18 protein-coding genes are annotated in these 16,645 nt (G+C 59.0%); 7 read left to right on the top strand and 11 right to left on the bottom strand.

Annotated elements, in window-relative coordinates:
• Positions 1 to 12 precede the first annotated feature (12 nt).
• From I6L34_RS02580 to I6L34_RS02560, 5 genes are read left to right on the top strand one after another with little or no spacing between them, the layout of a single operon-like run.
• Positions 13 to 978: an MBL fold metallo-hydrolase gene (locus I6L34_RS02580; RefSeq protein ID WP_216955548.1), complete on the top strand. Its 966-nt coding sequence runs from the start codon at positions 13 to 15 to the stop codon at positions 976 to 978.
• Positions 971 to 1,300, top strand: a complete 330-nt coding sequence (locus tag I6L34_RS02575; protein WP_213389076.1) for a hypothetical protein — start codon at positions 971 to 973, stop codon at positions 1,298 to 1,300. The genes I6L34_RS02580 and I6L34_RS02575 overlap by 8 nt, the downstream gene beginning before the upstream one ends.
• Entirely contained in the window at positions 1,288 to 2,145 is an 858-nt protein-coding gene (locus tag I6L34_RS02570; RefSeq protein WP_216955546.1) for a DUF692 domain-containing protein, read from the top strand. The genes I6L34_RS02575 and I6L34_RS02570 overlap by 13 nt, the downstream gene beginning before the upstream one ends.
• The gene (locus I6L34_RS02565) at positions 2,138 to 2,932 is read left to right on the top strand and encodes a putative DNA-binding domain-containing protein (protein WP_216955544.1); all 795 of its coding nucleotides are present in this window, start codon (positions 2,138 to 2,140) and stop codon (positions 2,930 to 2,932) included. The genes I6L34_RS02570 and I6L34_RS02565 overlap by 8 nt, the downstream gene beginning before the upstream one ends.
• Positions 2,929 to 3,537 carry a DoxX family protein gene (locus tag I6L34_RS02560; protein WP_216955541.1) on the top strand — a complete coding sequence of 203 codons (609 nt, stop codon included), beginning with the start codon at positions 2,929 to 2,931 and terminating at the stop codon, positions 3,535 to 3,537. Before I6L34_RS02565 ends, I6L34_RS02560 begins: the two co-directional genes overlap by 4 nt.
• Before the next feature lie 100 nt (positions 3,538 to 3,637).
• Here the strand turns inward: I6L34_RS02560 and I6L34_RS02555 are convergent, their stop codons facing one another.
• Positions 3,638 to 4,309: an NAD(P)H-dependent oxidoreductase gene (locus I6L34_RS02555; RefSeq protein ID WP_021230665.1), complete on the bottom strand. Its 672-nt coding sequence runs from the start codon at positions 4,307 to 4,309 to the stop codon at positions 3,638 to 3,640.
• A gap of 155 nt (positions 4,310 to 4,464) precedes the next feature.
• Positions 4,465 to 5,643 carry an MFS transporter gene (locus I6L34_RS02550; RefSeq protein WP_104014451.1) on the bottom strand — a complete coding sequence of 393 codons (1,179 nt, stop codon included), beginning with the start codon at positions 5,641 to 5,643 and terminating at the stop codon, positions 4,465 to 4,467.
• A gap of 340 nt (positions 5,644 to 5,983) precedes the next feature.
• Between I6L34_RS02550 and I6L34_RS02545 the strand changes: the two genes are divergently transcribed.
• Positions 5,984 to 6,994, top strand: coding sequence for an HAD family phosphatase (locus tag I6L34_RS02545; RefSeq protein ID WP_254202922.1), 1,011 nt, complete (start codon positions 5,984 to 5,986; stop codon positions 6,992 to 6,994).
• 162 nt (positions 6,995 to 7,156) lie between these two features.
• On the opposite strand, the gene dkgB is transcribed toward I6L34_RS02545, so the two are convergent.
• From dkgB to I6L34_RS02520, 5 genes are all read right to left on the bottom strand, one after another.
• Positions 7,157 to 7,960 carry a 2,5-didehydrogluconate reductase DkgB gene (dkgB, locus tag I6L34_RS02540; protein ID WP_216955539.1) on the bottom strand — a complete coding sequence of 268 codons (804 nt, stop codon included), beginning with the start codon at positions 7,958 to 7,960 and terminating at the stop codon, positions 7,157 to 7,159.
• 65 nt (positions 7,961 to 8,025) lie between these two features.
• Positions 8,026 to 8,322, bottom strand: a complete 297-nt coding sequence (locus I6L34_RS02535) for a putative quinol monooxygenase (RefSeq protein ID WP_043825703.1) — start codon at positions 8,320 to 8,322, stop codon at positions 8,026 to 8,028.
• 117 nt (positions 8,323 to 8,439) lie between these two features.
• The gene (locus I6L34_RS02530; protein WP_216955537.1) at positions 8,440 to 9,426 is read right to left on the bottom strand and encodes a hypothetical protein; all 987 of its coding nucleotides are present in this window, start codon (positions 9,424 to 9,426) and stop codon (positions 8,440 to 8,442) included.
• A 101-nt stretch (positions 9,427 to 9,527) separates the two neighbouring features.
• Positions 9,528 to 9,890, bottom strand: coding sequence for a VOC family protein (locus tag I6L34_RS02525; protein WP_216955535.1), 363 nt, complete (start codon positions 9,888 to 9,890; stop codon positions 9,528 to 9,530).
• The gene (locus I6L34_RS02520) at positions 9,877 to 10,275 is read right to left on the bottom strand and encodes a DUF6404 family protein (RefSeq protein ID WP_216955534.1); all 399 of its coding nucleotides are present in this window, start codon (positions 10,273 to 10,275) and stop codon (positions 9,877 to 9,879) included. The genes I6L34_RS02525 and I6L34_RS02520 overlap by 14 nt, the downstream gene beginning before the upstream one ends.
• A gap of 195 nt (positions 10,276 to 10,470) precedes the next feature.
• On the opposite strand from I6L34_RS02520, the gene I6L34_RS02515 reads away from it, so the two are divergent.
• Entirely contained in the window at positions 10,471 to 11,373 is a 903-nt protein-coding gene (locus tag I6L34_RS02515) for a LysR substrate-binding domain-containing protein (RefSeq protein ID WP_216955532.1), read from the top strand.
• Between the two features lie 171 nt (positions 11,374 to 11,544).
• Here I6L34_RS02515 and I6L34_RS02510 read toward each other — a convergent pair whose 3' ends face one another.
• From I6L34_RS02510 to I6L34_RS02495, 4 genes are all read right to left on the bottom strand, one after another.
• Positions 11,545 to 11,778, bottom strand: coding sequence for a hypothetical protein (locus I6L34_RS02510; RefSeq protein ID WP_216955530.1), 234 nt, complete (start codon positions 11,776 to 11,778; stop codon positions 11,545 to 11,547).
• A gap of 193 nt (positions 11,779 to 11,971) precedes the next feature.
• A complete protein-coding gene (locus tag I6L34_RS02505) occupies positions 11,972 to 13,948 on the bottom strand; it encodes a methyl-accepting chemotaxis protein (RefSeq protein WP_216955527.1) in 1,977 nt (658 codons plus the stop codon).
• A gap of 226 nt (positions 13,949 to 14,174) precedes the next feature.
• A complete protein-coding gene (glpK, locus tag I6L34_RS02500; protein WP_005337546.1) occupies positions 14,175 to 15,677 on the bottom strand; it encodes a glycerol kinase GlpK in 1,503 nt (500 codons plus the stop codon).
• A gap of 54 nt (positions 15,678 to 15,731) precedes the next feature.
• Positions 15,732 to 16,580 (bottom strand): MIP/aquaporin family protein, encoded by an 849-nt coding sequence (locus I6L34_RS02495; RefSeq protein WP_216955525.1) that lies wholly within the window; start codon positions 16,578 to 16,580, stop codon positions 15,732 to 15,734.
• Positions 16,581 to 16,645: the final 65 nt, after the last annotated feature.

Raw genomic sequence — 16,645 nt, 5'->3', positions numbered from 1 at the left:
CAGGTAATTGTGATGAAACAGAGATTGAAAGCGGTGGCGCTGGCCATCGGCTGCGCCCTTGCCGCCGCGCCGGCGGGTGCCGCCAGCCAGGGCGTACAACTGACGCCACTGGACAAGAACTTCACCCTGCAGGTGCTCGGTAGCGGCGGCCCCATTTCCGACGATCAGCGCGCCTCCTCCAGCGAGGTGATCTGGTGGAAGGGGAAATCCCGCATCCTGATCGATGCCGGTGGCGGCGTCTACCTGCGCTTCGGTCAGGCGGGAGCCAAGCTCGAAGAGGTCGATTTTATCGGCATCACCCACTTTCACACCGACCATGTGACCGACCTGCCCGCCCTGCTCAAGGGAGCCTACTTCTTCGAGCGCAGCGATCCGCTGGATCTGGCGGGGCCCGAGGCAGGTTCGGCCTTCCCCAGCATGAGCGGTTATTTTGACGCCCTCTTCAACAAGGAGAAGGGGGCTTATGCCTACCTGAGCGGCTTCAAGGATGGCACCGATGGTCTCTTCCCCATCACCCTGATTGATGTCCCCTATCGAGGGCCAAAACCCCACACCGTCTATCAGCAGGATGGCTTGACCATCACCGCGCTCGGCATCCCCCACGGTGACGTGCCCTGTCTGGCCTACCGGATCCAGAGCGCCGAGGGGAGCATCGTCATCTCGGCGGATCAGAACGGTTCCAACCCCGCCTTCCTCGATTTTGCCCGCGGCGCCGACATTCTGGTGATGCCGCTCGCCATCCACGAGGGGGCCGACCCGGTTTCGGCTTCGCTTCATGCCAAGCCATCGGTGGTGGCCAAAATTGCCGCCGAGGTGAACCCCAAGCTGCTGGTGCTCAACCACTGGATGGGGGTCGGCCTCAATCACAAGAAAGAGGCGATGGCCATCGTCAAACAGCAGTTCCACGGTCAGATCGTGGCCGCCCGCGATCTCTCCAGTTACCCCGTTTCAGCAGTCAAGGAGTCCGCTCATGAGTAACTCAAGCAGCAACAAAACCACCGGCAAACTGACCCTCTCCATCGCCATGACCAGCCTGATTGCCCTGACCCCGGGACTTGCGCTGGCGGCCACCCCGAGCGATGCGCCGGTCAAGGCCGCCCCCAGCGAACAGCACGGCGGCAAGTGTGCGGCGGGCAAGTGCGGCACCGAGAAGCGCTTCGAGAAGCAAGCCCTCGACAGTGATCCGCAGGGGCGGCTGGTGCGCGCCCGCGATGGCAAGTGTGGCGTGGCGGGCGAGGGGATTGATGGCGACAAATCCAGCAAGGGTAGCAAGATGACGGAGGGGGTATGCGGCCAATAAGCTCCCGCGGTCGGGGGATCGGGCTGCGTCAGGAGCATCTGGATGCGCTCTGCGCCGGCCCCGTCCGCCTCGGCATCGACTTTCTCGAACTGGCGCCGGAGAACTGGATGGCCATCGGCGGCGCCAGGCGGGCGCAGCTGCATCAGCTGGCCGAGCGTTACCCGCTGGTGGCCCACGGCCTCAGCCTCTCTCTCGGCGATTGCCAGCCGCTCAATCGCACCCTGCTCAGCCAGATCCGCACCTTTCTGGATGAGTTCGGCATCGATATCTACAGCGAGCATTTGAGCTTTTCCCGCGACCAACAGGGTTATCTCTACGAACTGCTACCGGTGCCGCGTCAGTGGGAGAACATCCCCTATCTGGCAGAGCGGATCGCGCAGGTGCAGGAGGCGCTGGCCCGCCCGCTGGTGCTGGAAAATATCTCCTACTACCACGGCTATGACCACGAGATGCCGGAGGAGGATTTTCTCGCCGAGCTGGTGGCGCGCAGCGGTTGCGAGCTGCTGCTCGATATCAACAACGTTTTTGTGAACAGCCGCAACCACGGTTACTGCCCCAAGCGGATGATCGCCGGGCTGCCGGGCAGTGCGATCCGCTATTTCCATATCGCCGGTCATCTGGAAGAGGCGGACGGCACTTTATTGGATACCCATGGCAAACCGGTTTGCGAAGAGGTGGTGGTGCTGGCCCGTTATACGGTGCAGACCCACGGCCTGCGCCCCCTGTTGCTGGAGCGGGATCGCCATTTGCCACCGCTGGCAGAGCTGGAGGCCGAGCTGGCGCGGGTGCACGGCGCCTGTTGCGAGGCGATCGACAGTCAGGTGCGGGAGGTGCGCTATGGATAGACGGTTATCCCTGATCACTGCGCCTAAAACGGCACCGCAGCGGATGCAGCAGCAGACCGCCTGGCTGGTGAGCCGGGTGCGGCTGCCGCAGGATGGCATCGCCAGCCACTATGCCCGCAGCGTGCGCGCCAATGTGGAGTCGGTGCTGGAGAGCGCTTTTCCGCTCACCCACGCTCACTGGGCACCGGTGGACAGGTGGCAACTGGTGGAGGGCTTTGTCATCGCGCACGGCGCCGAGGCCCCCGAGTTTCACCATATCGCCACCGAGTTTGTCCGCTATGTGCAGCATCGCCACGGCGAGGGCTCTCTCAACTGGCCCAGGCAGCGGCTGGCGCTGCTGGAGTACGAGTGGGCCTGCCTCTGTGTCGAGATTGATGAAGGGGTAGTGCCGCAAGCTTTACCGGGGGAGGAGGTGACGGCGGAGAGTTCGTTTGCGCTCAATCCCACCCTGCAACTGCTTGAGCTCCCCTTTGCCATTCGTCGCAGCGGCGTGGTGCCGACCCGGCAGGGCAGCCACTTCTATGGCCTGTTTCGCAGCCCGGATCATCAGGTGGTGACTCAGCGGTTGCGCGAATGGGACGTGGCGCTGATCCAGGTGCTGCAACAGCAGCCTGGGATCACCCAAGCCGCGTTCCAGCAACAGGTGCAACAGGCTCGCCGCGACTTTGATTTGATCGAGTGGGCACGCCATTTTTACCGGCTGGGTCTGCTGACCTTGCCCGTTGGCGAGCGCCAGCCCGGCGGCCCCTTGCACCCATTTAGCAAACACCAAGGAGAATTCCCATGAACAACACCCTGATCCAGTGGTACGAGCGGGCGGTAGCCCAGTGCAAGCGGCTCGATTTTCTGGCCCTGCTGGCCATTCGCCTCTATCTCATTCCGGTCATCTATGTGGGGGCCCACTCCAAGGTGATGGGCTTTGCCGGCACCGTCGCCTGGTTTGGTGCCCCGGTCTCGGAAGGGGGGCTCAACTTGCCGTTCCCGACCCTGCTCGCCTTTCTGGCGGCCGGCACCGAGGTACTGGGCTGCATCTGCATCGCCCTTGGCCTCTTTACCCGTATCATGGCCATTCCCACCATCTTCCTGATGAGCGTGGCGAGCGCCATGGTGCACTGGAAGCACGGCTGGGATGCCATCGCCACCGGCAGCATGGAGGCCACTGTGCGCCTCAACGGCTTTATCGAGTGGCTGGCCGCCAACTTCCCTGGTCGCTACAACTACATCACCGAGCTCGGGGATCCCGTGATGCTCAACAACGGGATGGAGTTTGCCGCCACCTACTTCGTGATGCTGCTGGTGCTGCTGGTTTACGGCGGGGGCCGCTACGTCAGCCTCGACTTCTGGCTCAAACGTGCCGTGACCGGCAAAGCAGGCGTGCAACAGGCGGCATAAGGCTTGCCCACGGATAACAAAAACCATAACGACAGAGCGTGAAAAACAGCGAGCGGCCGGGGGCCGCTCGCTGTTTTTGTGCTGTGTGGGGGGGCAGCTGTTACTGGTAGCGGCCGACTGCGATGGGGGACTCCTGCTCAATCTGGCCAAGGCGCTCGGCCCACTGGGCGAGCCAGGCTTCCCGCTCTTCTTGCGAGACTCGCACCGGGGCATAGCAGATATGGGGGCGCAGCACATCGAAGCCGACAAATTGCAGGATCCCGCGCTGGATGGGGCGCAGCACCCCGTCGATATCGCCGTTGAAGCCGTCGGGCAGATAGGTCTCGGCGGGGCCGCCGGTGGTGAGGCTCAGCAGCGCCCGCTTGCCGCGAAACTTGCCGCTCTCGTAGATATGGCCCTGACCGTAGACCCGCCCCATGGCAAAGACCCGATCCACCCATCCCTTGAGAATGGCGGGCAGGCCAAACCACCAGAGCGGGAACTGGAAGATCAGCAGATCGGCCGCCTCCAGCTTTTGCATCTCCTGCTCCAGCTGCGGGGCAAAGCTGTCCTGCTCGGTGGCAGCCAGCTCTTCGAGTTGCAGCTTGAGAAAATCGGGATCGCTGGCGGCAGTGAAGTTGCGCCGATCCGAGACGGGATCAAAGCCCATGGCATAGAGATCGCTGGTCATCACTGTGTGGCCCGCCTGCTCCAGCGCCCTGATGGCGTGGCAGAAGAGGGCACCGTTGAAACTTTTGGGTTCGGGATGGGCATAGACGATAAGCACCTTCATAACAGACTCCGTGGCAAATGATGCGAGGGTGACAGGCTTGGTTGCTGAAACAGTTGCTGAAATGGTTGCCGGGTTGGCGCTGTGTCACAGCATAGAAGCCTGCCGCGCCGATTGCAGCAGGCGCCACGCCCTTGCGTGACGCCTGCTGGCGCAACTTATGCCTGACAGGCGGCGAGCCGGAGGGCTTCGCGACGCTCGCTGACATGGGTCAGCCCGTAGGCCAGCAGCACGATAAGGGCGCCGATCCAGGGGGTGTGCATCAGGCCGAGGTGCTCCACCACCAGGCCACCGACGACGGAACCCAGCGCAATGCCGACGTTGAAGGCCGCGATATTGAGGCCCGATGCCACATCCACCGCCTTGGGGGTGTGCAGTTCGGCCTGCTTCACCACCAGTACTTGCAGACCCGGCACGTTGCCGAAGGCAAAGGCGCCCCACACCAGCACGGTGAGCACCGCCAGCACCGGGTGCGGCGCGGTGAAGGTGAGGGCCAGCAGCACCAGCGCCAGACCGGCAAACAGCAGCTTGAGGGCGGGCAGAGGGCCCATCTTGTCGGCCAGCTTGCCACCCCAGATATTGCCGACGGCAACCGATACCCCGTACACCAGCAGGATCAGGCTCACCGCACCGGCGCTAAAGCCGCTCACCTGTTGCAGGATCGGGGCGAGGAAGGTAAAGGCCGTGAAGGCGCCGCCGTAACCGAGGGCGGTTTTGGCGTAGACCAGCAGCAGCGGCTTCTTGGTCAGTACCGAGAGTTGCTCGCGGATGGTCGAGGCCGCCCCCTTGGGCAGGTTGTTCGGGATCAGCAGCAGGCTACCCACCATGGCGACGAGGCCGAGCAGGCTTACCACCAGAAAGGTTTCACGCCAGCCAAAGACCTGACCAATCCAGGTGCCGAGCGGTACGCCGGTCACCAGCGCCACGGTAAGACCGCTGAACATGATGGCGATGGCGCTCGCCGCCTTCTCTTTGGCCACAAGACCCGTGGCGATGGTGCTGCCCACCGAGAAGAAGACCCCGTGCGCCAATCCGGTCAGGATGCGGGCCACAATCAGGCTCTCGTAACCGGGGGCCTGCCAGGCCAGCAGGTTGCCGGCGGTAAAGAGTGCCATCAGCCCTACCAGCAGCCACTTGCGCGGCACCTTGCCGGTGAGCGCCGTGAGCACGGGGGCGCCGATGGCTACGCCAAGGGCATAGAGGCTGACCAACAGGCCCGCGGAGGGGAGCGAGACATTGAGCTGCTCGGCGATGGTGGGGATAAGCCCCACAATCACAAATTCGGTGGTGCCGATCGCAAAGGCACTTAAGGTAAGGGCAAATAACGCCAGTGGCATAACAACTCCTTGGTTAGGGACTCCCGACGGGAGAATGGCGCCAGTATGCCGATGGGTTTTGTTGGCAAAAATGACGGTGACATCAAATTACTTTTGCCAAATAAGCAGCAATAACGCTGAGTGGGAGGGGATTGTGTTGCCCGCGGCGTGAGCGCAACGCAGTGATCTGCCTCGCAGAACGGGATGAACGCTGCTCCTTTTCTGAGCTTGCTTAAGCTCCAGTACAAGCTGGCAGCCATAGGATTTTCCCTGTGAAACCCGTGTGTGTTGAACCCATGTGCGCCGGTGTTGTGATGGCCGTGCGTTTTCATCGACAGGCAATATCCAGCTGGCAGGTAACATGATGACATTGAACCGACTCTCCTCTCTTTTGCTGCTGTGCGGCGCCTTTGCGGTACAGGCTGGCCAGAGCGATCCCCTCTCTGCCTGGAATGATACGGCGGCCAAGCAGGCGATCACCCGCTGGGTAACTAATGCCACCGATCAGCAGCAGGCCACTTTTATTCCGCCAGAGAAGCGCCATGTGGTGTTTGACAATGACGGCACCCTCTGGCCGGAAGCGCCCATGACCTATCAGCTGCAGTTTGCGATGGACGAGATCAAGCGCCTGGCGCCGGAACACCCGGAGTGGAAGGCCGACCCCATCGTCGCGGCAGTGCTGAACAACGACCTCAAGGCCGTGGCCAAATCGGGGGAGAAGGGGCTCGCCAAGCTGATGGGACTGACCCACAGCGGCATGACTACCACCGAGTTTGCCGAGCGGGTCACTCGCTGGGTCAACAGCAGCAAGGATCCCCGTTTTGGCTGCCACTACGATCAGCTCGGTTATCTGCCGATGAAGCAGCTGCTGGGGTATCTGCGGGATAATGGCTTCCAGACCTGGATTGTCTCCGGCGGCGGCGTCGATTTTATGCGGGTGATGTCCGAGCAGATGTATGGCATCCCGCCCCAGCAGGTGATTGGCTCCTTTACCCTCGGCGAGTTTGCTCTGACCGGGGAGGGCAGCGAGATCCGCAAGACCATGAACGGCGCCTATTTCGATGACAGCAAGGCGAAACCGGCCGCCATTCACCTCTTTATGGGGCAGCGTCCGGTCGGCGCCTTTGGCAACAGCGATGGCGACGTGCCTATGCTGCAATACACCTCGACCAACCCGGATTACCACACTTTTGGTCTGCTGGTGCACCACACCGATGCCAAGCGCGAATATGCCTACGACAGTCATCCGCCAGCCAGCGGCAAGCTGATCGACGGGCTGGCACAGGCAAAAGCGCGGGGCTGGGTGGTGGTCGATATGAAATCAGACTGGAATCAAGTGTTCGATCCCGCCCTTTGCCAGAACGCGCCCTGATTGCGGGGCTGCATCTGGCATCAATATGGCGGCTGGACGTTCAGCAAGCGCTGCAAAGCGTGAGGCAAGAAAAGAGACAGGGAGAGCATGATGCTCTCCCTGTTTTATCTGGCTTGCTGGCAGAGCCAGCCTTTTTTTCGCGTTAGTCTCACGCCTTTCGCGTCAGTCCCACGCGGGGGCAAAGTCGGGATTGGCGCAGCGCTCACCCCTATCCAGCGTGGCGATGGCGGCCATCTCCTCGCTACTCAAGGTGATATCAAGAGCAGCCAGATTGGCGGCCTGATTCTCCCGCTTGGTGGAGCTCGGGATCACTGCCATGTCCTGCGCCAGCAGCCAGGCCAGCGACACCTGCGCCGCCGATACCCCGTGGCGCTGGCCAATCTCCATCAGCAGCGGCTCGGCGAGCACCTTGCCATAGGCGAGCGGCATATAAGCGGTGACGGCGATACCCTGGACTTTGCAGAACTCGACCACCTTGCGGTTTTGCAGCAAGGGATGAACTTCGATCTGCTGGTGAGCGATGGCCCCTGGCCCCAAAATCTCGATAGCCTGTTTGAGCTGGGCCACGGTGAAGTTGGAGACCCCGATCTCCCGGGTCAGACCCCGGGCCTTGGCCTCGGCCAACTGCTCCAGATAGACTGCCATCGGCACCTCATCCTTGGGGGAGGGCCAGTGGATCAGCGCCAGATCCAGATAGTCGGTGCCCAGTTTTTCCAGGCTCACCTCAAGGCTCGGGATCAGCTTGCCCGGCCCAAACTCGCTGGTCCACACCTTGGTAGTCAGGTAGATCTCGTGACGGGCAACAGTGCTGCGGGTCAGCACGGCGCCGACTTCGGCTTCATTGTCATAGATCTGGGCGGTATCGATATGGCGATAGCCCAGCTCCAGACCGTTGGTCAGGGTGGCAAGCAGCGGCTCGCCCTTCAGGCGGAAGGTGCCCAGACCCATGGGCGGCATATTGATCATCTTGTTCCTCAATGGGGTGGTGGTTGGCCCTTGATGGGCTAAGTGGAAAGTGGCACAGGGGTCAGTCAAGCGCCCAGTGGCTGATAGCGGCGAATGGTGCTGCTGGCAAACCAGGGCTCGGCCTTGGCGACAAATTCGGTAAAGTGGGGTTGGCCCTGATGGACGGTGAGGGCAGCTTCGCTCTCCCACACCTCGTAGAGCATCCAGCTGTGTGGATTGTCCAAGTCCTGATGCAGCTGATAGCGCTGGCAGCCCGCCTCTTGCAAGGTGGCCGCAATCAGCGGCTCAAGGGCGGCGCGAAACTGGGCGGCGAATTCGGGTTTGGCTTCAAGCTGGGCAATCACAATCACGGGTGATGACATCTGAACCTCCTTGGCAAAAACGAAGGGTCAGTATGCCTGCCGTGACTTGCTGGAAACAGGGCGCTGGTCGCAAAACAGTATTGAGGAGAGAGCAGCAATAGCAGTAGTGAGAAATTTTTATGAATGATTGTCTGAATTTGTAGTCAACGACCCTGTTTCTGCAATATGAACCAGTTTTTTGATAATTGAGGATGAATTCAACGATTGCGCCCGGTCTATTTTTAATGCGCACCTAAAAAGATTAGCTAAACTATGAACCTCATCAGTAATGAATTCATTGTCCATATCGATATAAGCCATTAAAAAGTATGCAGATATTCTACGATTGATATTCTCTATATATTCTGCAGTCGTTGGGGCAATATCGCTGGCGATATATTCAAAAAGACAATAAATGTAATAAAGTAAATATGGAAGCCTTGTATATAAATATCTTTGCTGACTATAAATTTGTTCAACACCTGAAAAAATAAAGTTTATGTTCAATAAGTCTGTTTTTATCGATGAGTGTTCGGTAAAAAGATGCATAGCATGATTACAAACCCTATCGAAGCTATCATAGCTCTTTTTATCATATCGTAATTCAGAAATATATTGACTGCTGAATATTTTTCTTAAACCCATCTTACCTAAAACAATGTCTATTCGTTGAGTATGGCCTAATGGTCCACCACCATTTTTAGGTCTGAGAAATAATGGGTCTTTAGATAAATGTTCTACAAATGAGTTTTTGTCGATCGCCATTGACTCAAGCAGATATAAGCTTTCCTGTAATGGTTTTCGCAATAACATAAAGGAAACTGCCATTTTACCTTTTTTGGATGCAGATAGGCCTTCAAAAATACAATGTAACATGTCGGATAAGACTGCTGGCAGAACAACTGTTCGTATTACTAAATTTCTTTGTTCACTTTTGTTGTTTTCTTCAAGCCAATCCAAGATATGCTGGTCGGTCTTTTCTAAAGAAAAACCTTCCTCTTCGGTTATGTTTATAGACTGACTGAAAACATCATGCATCTCCCCAGATTTAATAAATTCCACCATGATATCGTGAATGTATAAACACAATTTATGAGAACGTTCAAATTCTGTTGGGAACATCATACTTCAGTGTCATCCTGTAATAGTATTAGCGTCGAAATATAATAGCATGATATTGCTTAGAATAAGCAGGTGAAAAATGCTGACTTACTTCCCTATAGGGGTTAGATGTTGTGCGGCTCTGACCAGACAGCAAACTCATTACCGCTGGGCTCAACGAAGTGGAAACGGCGTCCACCGGGGAAGTCGAATAGTGGGCGACTGATGGTGCCACCGTGTTGGCTCACCTTGGCTTGAGTCGCTTCAATATCCGCGCTGTAGAACACCAGCAGGGCGCCACCCTGAGCTGTCTGATTGCACTGATCCGCCCGATAGAATCCGCCATCCAGCCCCTCATCGGCAAAGGCGCTGTAGTCGGGGCCGTAATCAACAAACTGCCAGCCAAATACGGCCTGAAAGAAGGCTTTAGTCGCGGCGAGATCCTTGGCCGCAAACTCCACATAGTTCAGTTTTTCATGGGCTTTCATTCAGTTCGTCTCCCTCATCATCAGCATCGCTGGGCTCAGCAAGTTGCTCCCACGGGGTCAGTTTAAGCTGCTTGCGCCGTAGCCAGAGCCAAGATGCCATGATCAGGCCGAAGAATCCCGCAAACAGGGCTGTTTGGCGCAGGGCAAATAGCGGATCTATCCCCATGGGGTGCCAGCTGAAAAACCACATCATCATGCCCCAGACAAGACCAACGCTGATACCGAATGCCAGAACATTGGTTAGCCAGCCCTCATAGTGAGGCGGTTTAACTGGATAACCGAACCTGCGCAGCAGCCTGCACAGCGGGGGATTGTAGTTGGCGTGCCATACCCCTTTGCTTGCCAGTTCCTGATGGGCGGCGGCCAGCCGCTCTTCAAATGTCATGGTATTGATCCTTGTGAAATAAAAGGTGCCATACGGTGCTTTTCTGGCTGAATTGTACTGACAAATCGCGGGTATGATGTGGGCTCGCGGTCACGTTCTTTCTCTGTAGAAAAAAAGAACTGGCCTCACCGCACGCTTGCCAATCCACAGCGGCTGCGCCTATAAAGGCCCATTACTCTTGTCCGGATAACAGCAATGAAGACCCATTCTGATGAACTGACCCTGTTTGTGGCGGTGGTGGAGGCGGGCAGTTTTCGCCAGGCGGCGGAGAACCTCGGCATGGATAACTCGGTGGTGAGCCGTGGCATCAAGCGGCTGGAGGAGAAGCTCTCTACCGTGCTGCTCAATCGCACCACCCGCCGGGTCAGCCTGACCGAGGAGGGGAGCTGGTTCTATCAGCGGGCGGTGAAGATCCTGACCGAGATGAGCGAGGCGGAGGGGCATCTGTTGATGCGCCGGGAACAACCCGAAGGGGTGTTGAGAGTAGATGCCGCTACCCCCTTTATTCTGCACCGGCTGGTGCCGATCATCGGCGAGTTTCGCCGCAGCTACCCCGCCATCGAGCTACAGCTGCACAGCTCGGAGGGCTTTATCAATCTGATGGAGCGGCGTGTGGACATGGCCATCCGCATCGGCGAGCTGACCGACTCCTCCCTGCGTGCGCTGCCCCTTGGCCGTTCGCGGCTGCGGCTGCTGGCCTCCCCCACTTATTTGAGCGAGCGCGGCACCCCGCGCCAACCGGCGGATCTGCTGAGCGGTCACGAGCTGCTTGGTTTTTTGCATCCCGATCACCTCAACCACTGGCCGCTGCTCAGTGCCGAGCAGGGGGATCGCTTTGCCATCACCCCCAGTCTGCGTGCCAGCAGCGGCGAAACCTTGCGTCAGCTGGCGCTGGCGGGGCAGGGGATCGTCTGTCTGTCGGATTTTATGACCGGGCCGGATCGGGAGAGCGGCGCGCTGGTGGAGGTGCTGGCCCGCAGCAACAGTGGCGCCTCGCGCCCCATCAATGCAGTCTTCTACTCCGATGCCCAGCGGGATATCCGACTGCGGGTCTGGCTCGATTTTCTCAAGGAGCAGCTGGGCAGCCATACCCTGTAGTTCAGGTTGGTTTGTGCGGTTTGTTTGAACGGTTAGTCGTTGCGGTTTGTTTGGCTAAGAACAAGGCGCGCCTTCGTTGCGGCCAATCAGCATGAGCCAGGCGGCAGATAAACAGACGGCCAACTCGAGGGTTGGCCGCCGGTTCGGGAAGGTGTATGAGGTGAAGCGCAGTTACCGTGGCAGTTTGCCCCATACCCGGCTGAGCAGAGCGCCACCGATCACCGGCGGAATGGCCAGCAGCAGGTTCCACTGCCATGAGAGGCCGCCGACGGTGGCGGCCAGTACGATGCAGGTGAGCACCACCAGTTGGGCCACCATCATCAGGAAGGTGCCTTCGCGGGGGGTCAGGGTCTCTTTTTGAGTGGCGACGTGGGCTACGGGCGCTTGATTGGTGGTCGGTTTCATGGCGATATCCCTCTGTTGAGTCTGATATCACTAAGCAATGGCCGTTCCACATTTTTTCATGTTAATTATCAATGGCTTGCGAGTTTTGTCGTCATTCCCGTTTCGAGAGGGCAGGCAAAATGATTTGCAAAATGAAAACGCCACCCTGCGGTGGCGTCTTGGTTATTGAGAGGGAGAGGGGGAAGCACCGGGCCTAGCCAATCCGGTATTGGCGGATCTGCTCGTCGATGGCCTTGGCCAGTTCGAACAGTTCGCGGCTGGCGGCATTGCTCTCCTGCGCGTGTTCCCGCTGGTGTTCGGCCACCATGGCCAACTCGTCGAGCGCCGTTCTGGCTTGCCCCATCTGTTGATTCTGCGCCTGCGCCAGCGCACTGATCTCGTTGATCTCGAGGGCGGTCTGGTTGATCTGGCTGGTGGCATCAACCAGCACCTCTCTGGCCTGATTCATCCGGTTGTATCCCTCTTCGCTCAGGTTGCGGGAGTCTGCCATCGAGCTGCTGGCCTGCCGCGTTCCCTCCTGCAGGCGCAAGATAAGATCCTGCACATCCTTGGTGGCGGTCTGGGTACGCACCGCCAGCTGGCGTACCTCGTCGGCCACCACCGCAAAGCCCCGTCCCATATCCCCTGCCCGGGCCGCTTCGATGGCCGCATTGAGGGCCAGCAGGTTGGTCTGGTTCGAGACATCGCGGATGAGGTTCATGATCTGGGTGATGTTGTTGCTGTCTTTCACTACCTCATCGAGCAGGGCCGAGGAGCTGCCGATGCTGCTGCGCAAGGTGTCGAGTTGCGCGGCGCTCTGGGTCACATCCTGCTCGATGCTGAGCATATGGTTGGCGATGCGTTGGGTTACGTCGTTGACCCCTTCAGAGCGGCTGGCGATCTGCTCGGCGTTGTCGCCGATGGTGGTGACCACAGTGGTCAGCTCCTGAATGCTCTGGGCCTGCTGGCACGCTTCTCCTGCCAGTGCCTGGGCCTGCTGCATGGATTGGGACGACTGCGCAGAGAGGGCGCTGCCTGACTGCTGGAACCGGGAGAAGCTCTGGTTCAGGCTCTGGATCAGCTGATTGAAACTCTGGGCCATCATGCCCAGCTCCGACTCGTCAGAGAAATCGAGACGGGTAGCCAGATCCCGATCGGCGGTGATGTGATGCATGCCATCGGCTGCCTGACGAATGGGGCGACTGATGGAGTGAGCCAGCCAGGCGGATGCCAGCATGGCGATCCCGCCGATGGCGAGCGACACCATGATAATGAGCTGGCGGGATTCCAGCAGTCCCTCTTCCAGCTCGGCGCTGTTGATCTCGCCAATCAGCAGCCGGTTGAGGGTGGGGATGTAACGTACCGCGATGAGGTAGGTTTGCCCCTCCAGTGTTAGCGCCTCTACGGCCACCTGTTCCCGGGCATTGGGAATAAGCCGCTTGACGGTATCGAGGAAGGATTGCTGGTGGTGGGCGGCCCCCTCAACCTCCTGCTCGGGGTGGATCTCGATATTGCCCGCCATGTCCGCCAGATAGACCTGACCACTCTTGCCGATCCGGTAGCCGCTGATGAGCTTGCTCAGGGCGCTCATGTCGATGGAGGTGCCTGCCACTGCCAGGGTCTTGCCCTCGTGGGTGACGGCGGTGTTGATATAGAGGGATGCGCGCTTGTCAAAATCGGAGATGTCGAGGTTCAGCTCATAGGGTTTGCTGCGTTTGAGAAAGCCGAAAAACCACCCATCTTTCGGGTCTGATTCGCTCAGCGATTTCTGGGCGGTGGGGCCGCCGCTGAAGTTGATCAGGGTGTTGCTCTGGCGGGGGGCGATAAAGACGTTGCCGCCGATCCGCCGTTGCAGATCCTGAAAGTAACGCTCCATGGCGGGCCACTCTTGCTCTGGCATGCCAGCGGTCAGCCAGTCGATGACAAAACGGTTGCTGGCCAGCGCCTGCGCCTCGGTCAGGTGCTGGATAAGCTGGGCGGTCAGCTGGTTGGCAATGCGATCCACGCTGCTTGGCAGCTCGTAGCGTTCGACCCGCTGCTGGGCCTGACTGTGGGATATCTGCTCGAGGATCAAGGTGATGCAGCTGATGGCGATGGCCATCAGTATCGCCACGCCAGCGAGGATCCGGGTGCGGATCCCGAGCCCTGACCAGAGTGATTGCAGTGTAAAACGGTGTATCGCCCTCTCCATATCGCTCTCCTCATAAATAAGGTCGCATATGCGACCCAGATGATGATTATAGATAGATAACTCAATTGCGTTGTGGCGGATGGTGACAACAGAGGGCGGCAGAAAAACAGGAGGGAGCAGTTAGCGGGGAATTGGGCAGAAAGCGGCAAGGGAAAGCATAAAAAGAGAGGCCGACATTGCGGTCGGCCTCTTGGGTGTTTATCTCAACGGAATGTCGGGTGCCCGATCAATCCTCTTCAGCCCAACGGCGTGAACGTTCAACCGCTTTTTGCCAGCCGCTGTAACGTTTGGCGCGATCGTCTCTGTCCATCTGCGGGATGAACTCGCGGTCCACGCTGAACTTGTCTTCCAGCTCGTCCGAGCTCTTCCAGAAGCCGACTGCCAGACCAGCCAGGAAGGCGGCGCCCATGGCGGTAGTCTCGATGCGGGTCGGACGTACCACCGGGGTGTGCATCATGTCAGCCTGGAACTGCATCAGGAAGTCGTTGGCTACGGCGCCGCCGTCTACTTTCAGCGCTGCCAGCTTGATACCGGAGTCCTGCTGCATGGCATCCAGCACATCGCGGCTCTGATAGGCGATGGATTCCAGCGCTGCACGGATGATGTGGTTGCGGTTGGCGCCACGGGTCAGGCCGACCATGGTGCCACGAGCATACGGATCCCAGTAGGGCGCACCCAGACCGACGAAGGCCGGCACCAGATAGACGCCGTTGGTGTCACCCACCTTGGAGGCGAAGTAGTCGGTGTCGCGGGCATCGTGAATGATCTTCAGCTCGTCACGCAGCCACTGGATGGTGGCGCCACCCATAAACACCGCACCTTCCAGCGCGTAGTTCACTTCCCCTTTCGGGCCGATGGCAACGGTAGTCAGCAGGCCGTTGCTGGAGCGAACCGGCTCGGTGCCGGTGTTCATCAGCATGAAGCAGCCGGTGCCGTAGGTGTTCTTGGCCATCCCTTTTTCAAAGCAGAGCTGGCCGAACAGGGCAGACTGCTGGTCACCGGCAATACCGGCGATGGGGATGCGGGAGCCGCCGCCACGGGTGGTGTAGCCGTACACTTCGGAAGAGGGTTTCACTTCCGGTAGCATGGACATGGGGATGCCCAGCTCGTCCAGCATCTTCTCGTCCCACTTCAGCTCACGGATGTTGTAGAGCATGGTACGGGAGGCGTTGGTCGGGTCGGTGACGTGCACTTCGCCATTGGTCATCTTCCAGACCAGCCAGGTATCGATGGTGCCGAACAGCAGCTCGCCGTTCATCGCCTTCTCGCGGGCACCTTCCACGTTGTCGAGGATCCACTTCACCTTGGTACCGGAGAAGTAGGCATCCAGCACCAGACCTGTGTTCTCGCGAACGTACTCTTCTAGACCGCGAGCTTTCAGCTCTTCACAGATGGCGGCGGTGCGGCGGCACTGCCAGACGATGGCGTTGTAGATGGGCTTGCCGGTGGCCTTTTCCCAGACAACGGTGGTTTCACGCTGGTTGGTGATACCGATGGCGGCGATCTCTTCGCTGCGCAGGCCGGTCTTGGCCAGCACTTCGGTAAAGACGGAGGATTGGGTCGCCCAGATCTCCATCGGGTCGTGCTCTACCCAGCCCGCTTTCGGGTAGTGCTGGGTGAATTCGCGCTGGGAGGTACCGACAATGTTGGCATCCTGATCAAACACGATGGCGCGGGAAGAGGTGGTTCCCTGGTCCAGAGCGACGACATATTTCTTTTCAGCAGACATGATGTTCTCCACGTTTCTATTTTCCACGTTTTTATACGTTGGAGGGGGCCGCTCTTATGCGGCAGCCTCTTCTTTGGCGGTTTGGGTCGCTTGCTCGGTGGTGACGACACGGTTGCCCGGGACGCAGGGAGCCAGCACTTTGACATACAGAGCGGTACCAATCTGGGCGCCAACGATGGGGCCAAGGATCGGAACCCAGAAGTAGGGGTTGTCACGACCACCGGTCAGGGCAACATCACCCCAGCCAGCAAAGAACGCGAACAGTTTCGGACCAAAGTCACGGGCCGGGTTCATGGCAAAACCGGTTAACGGGCCAAGGGAGGCACCGATCACCGCGATCAGGATACCGATCAGCAGAGCGGCGGCGAAACCTTTGGGAGCGCCGTTGTTGTTGTCACCCAGCGCCATGATGCCCAGCATCAGGACGGCGGTGATCACCAGCTCGACGGCAAAAGCTTGCATGTTGGTCAGCAGGGCATTGGGGTAGGTGGAGAAGATCCCGGCGGTGCCGAGGCTCTCGACGCTGCCGCGCACCACGTTATGGGTCACTTCCCACTGGGTGAAAAGGTTACCATAAAGGAAGTAGACAAGGGCTGCGAAGCAGAAGGCACCGGCCATCTGGGCGATGATGTAGGGTACCACCTTGCGCTTGTCGAACCCGCAGAAGGTCATCAGCGCCAGGGTTACAGCCGGGTTCAGGTGAGCACCTGAAATGCCGCCGGCCACATAGATGGCGATGGCCACACCCAGACCCCAGGTAATGGAGATTTCCCACTGCCCGAAGTTGGCGCCAGCCAGCACCAGTGCCGCCACACATCCGACGCCGAAAAATATCAGCAGGCCGGTTCCGATAAACTCGGCGATGCACTCGCCAAGCAGGGTATTGGGTCTTTGTATGCTCATACTTTTGTTCCTTATATCCACCCGTAGAGGTTTGATGTTCCGTTTTATCTTTTTGTGTCTATCCG

Source organism: Aeromonas sp. FDAARGOS 1404, from assembly GCF_019047085.1.
In the GTDB taxonomy this organism is placed as follows: Bacteria; Pseudomonadota; Gammaproteobacteria; order Enterobacterales; family Aeromonadaceae; genus Aeromonas; species Aeromonas veronii.
The sequence above is the reverse complement of the archived record's forward strand: the minus strand, read 5'-3'. Positions and strand labels throughout refer to the sequence as shown.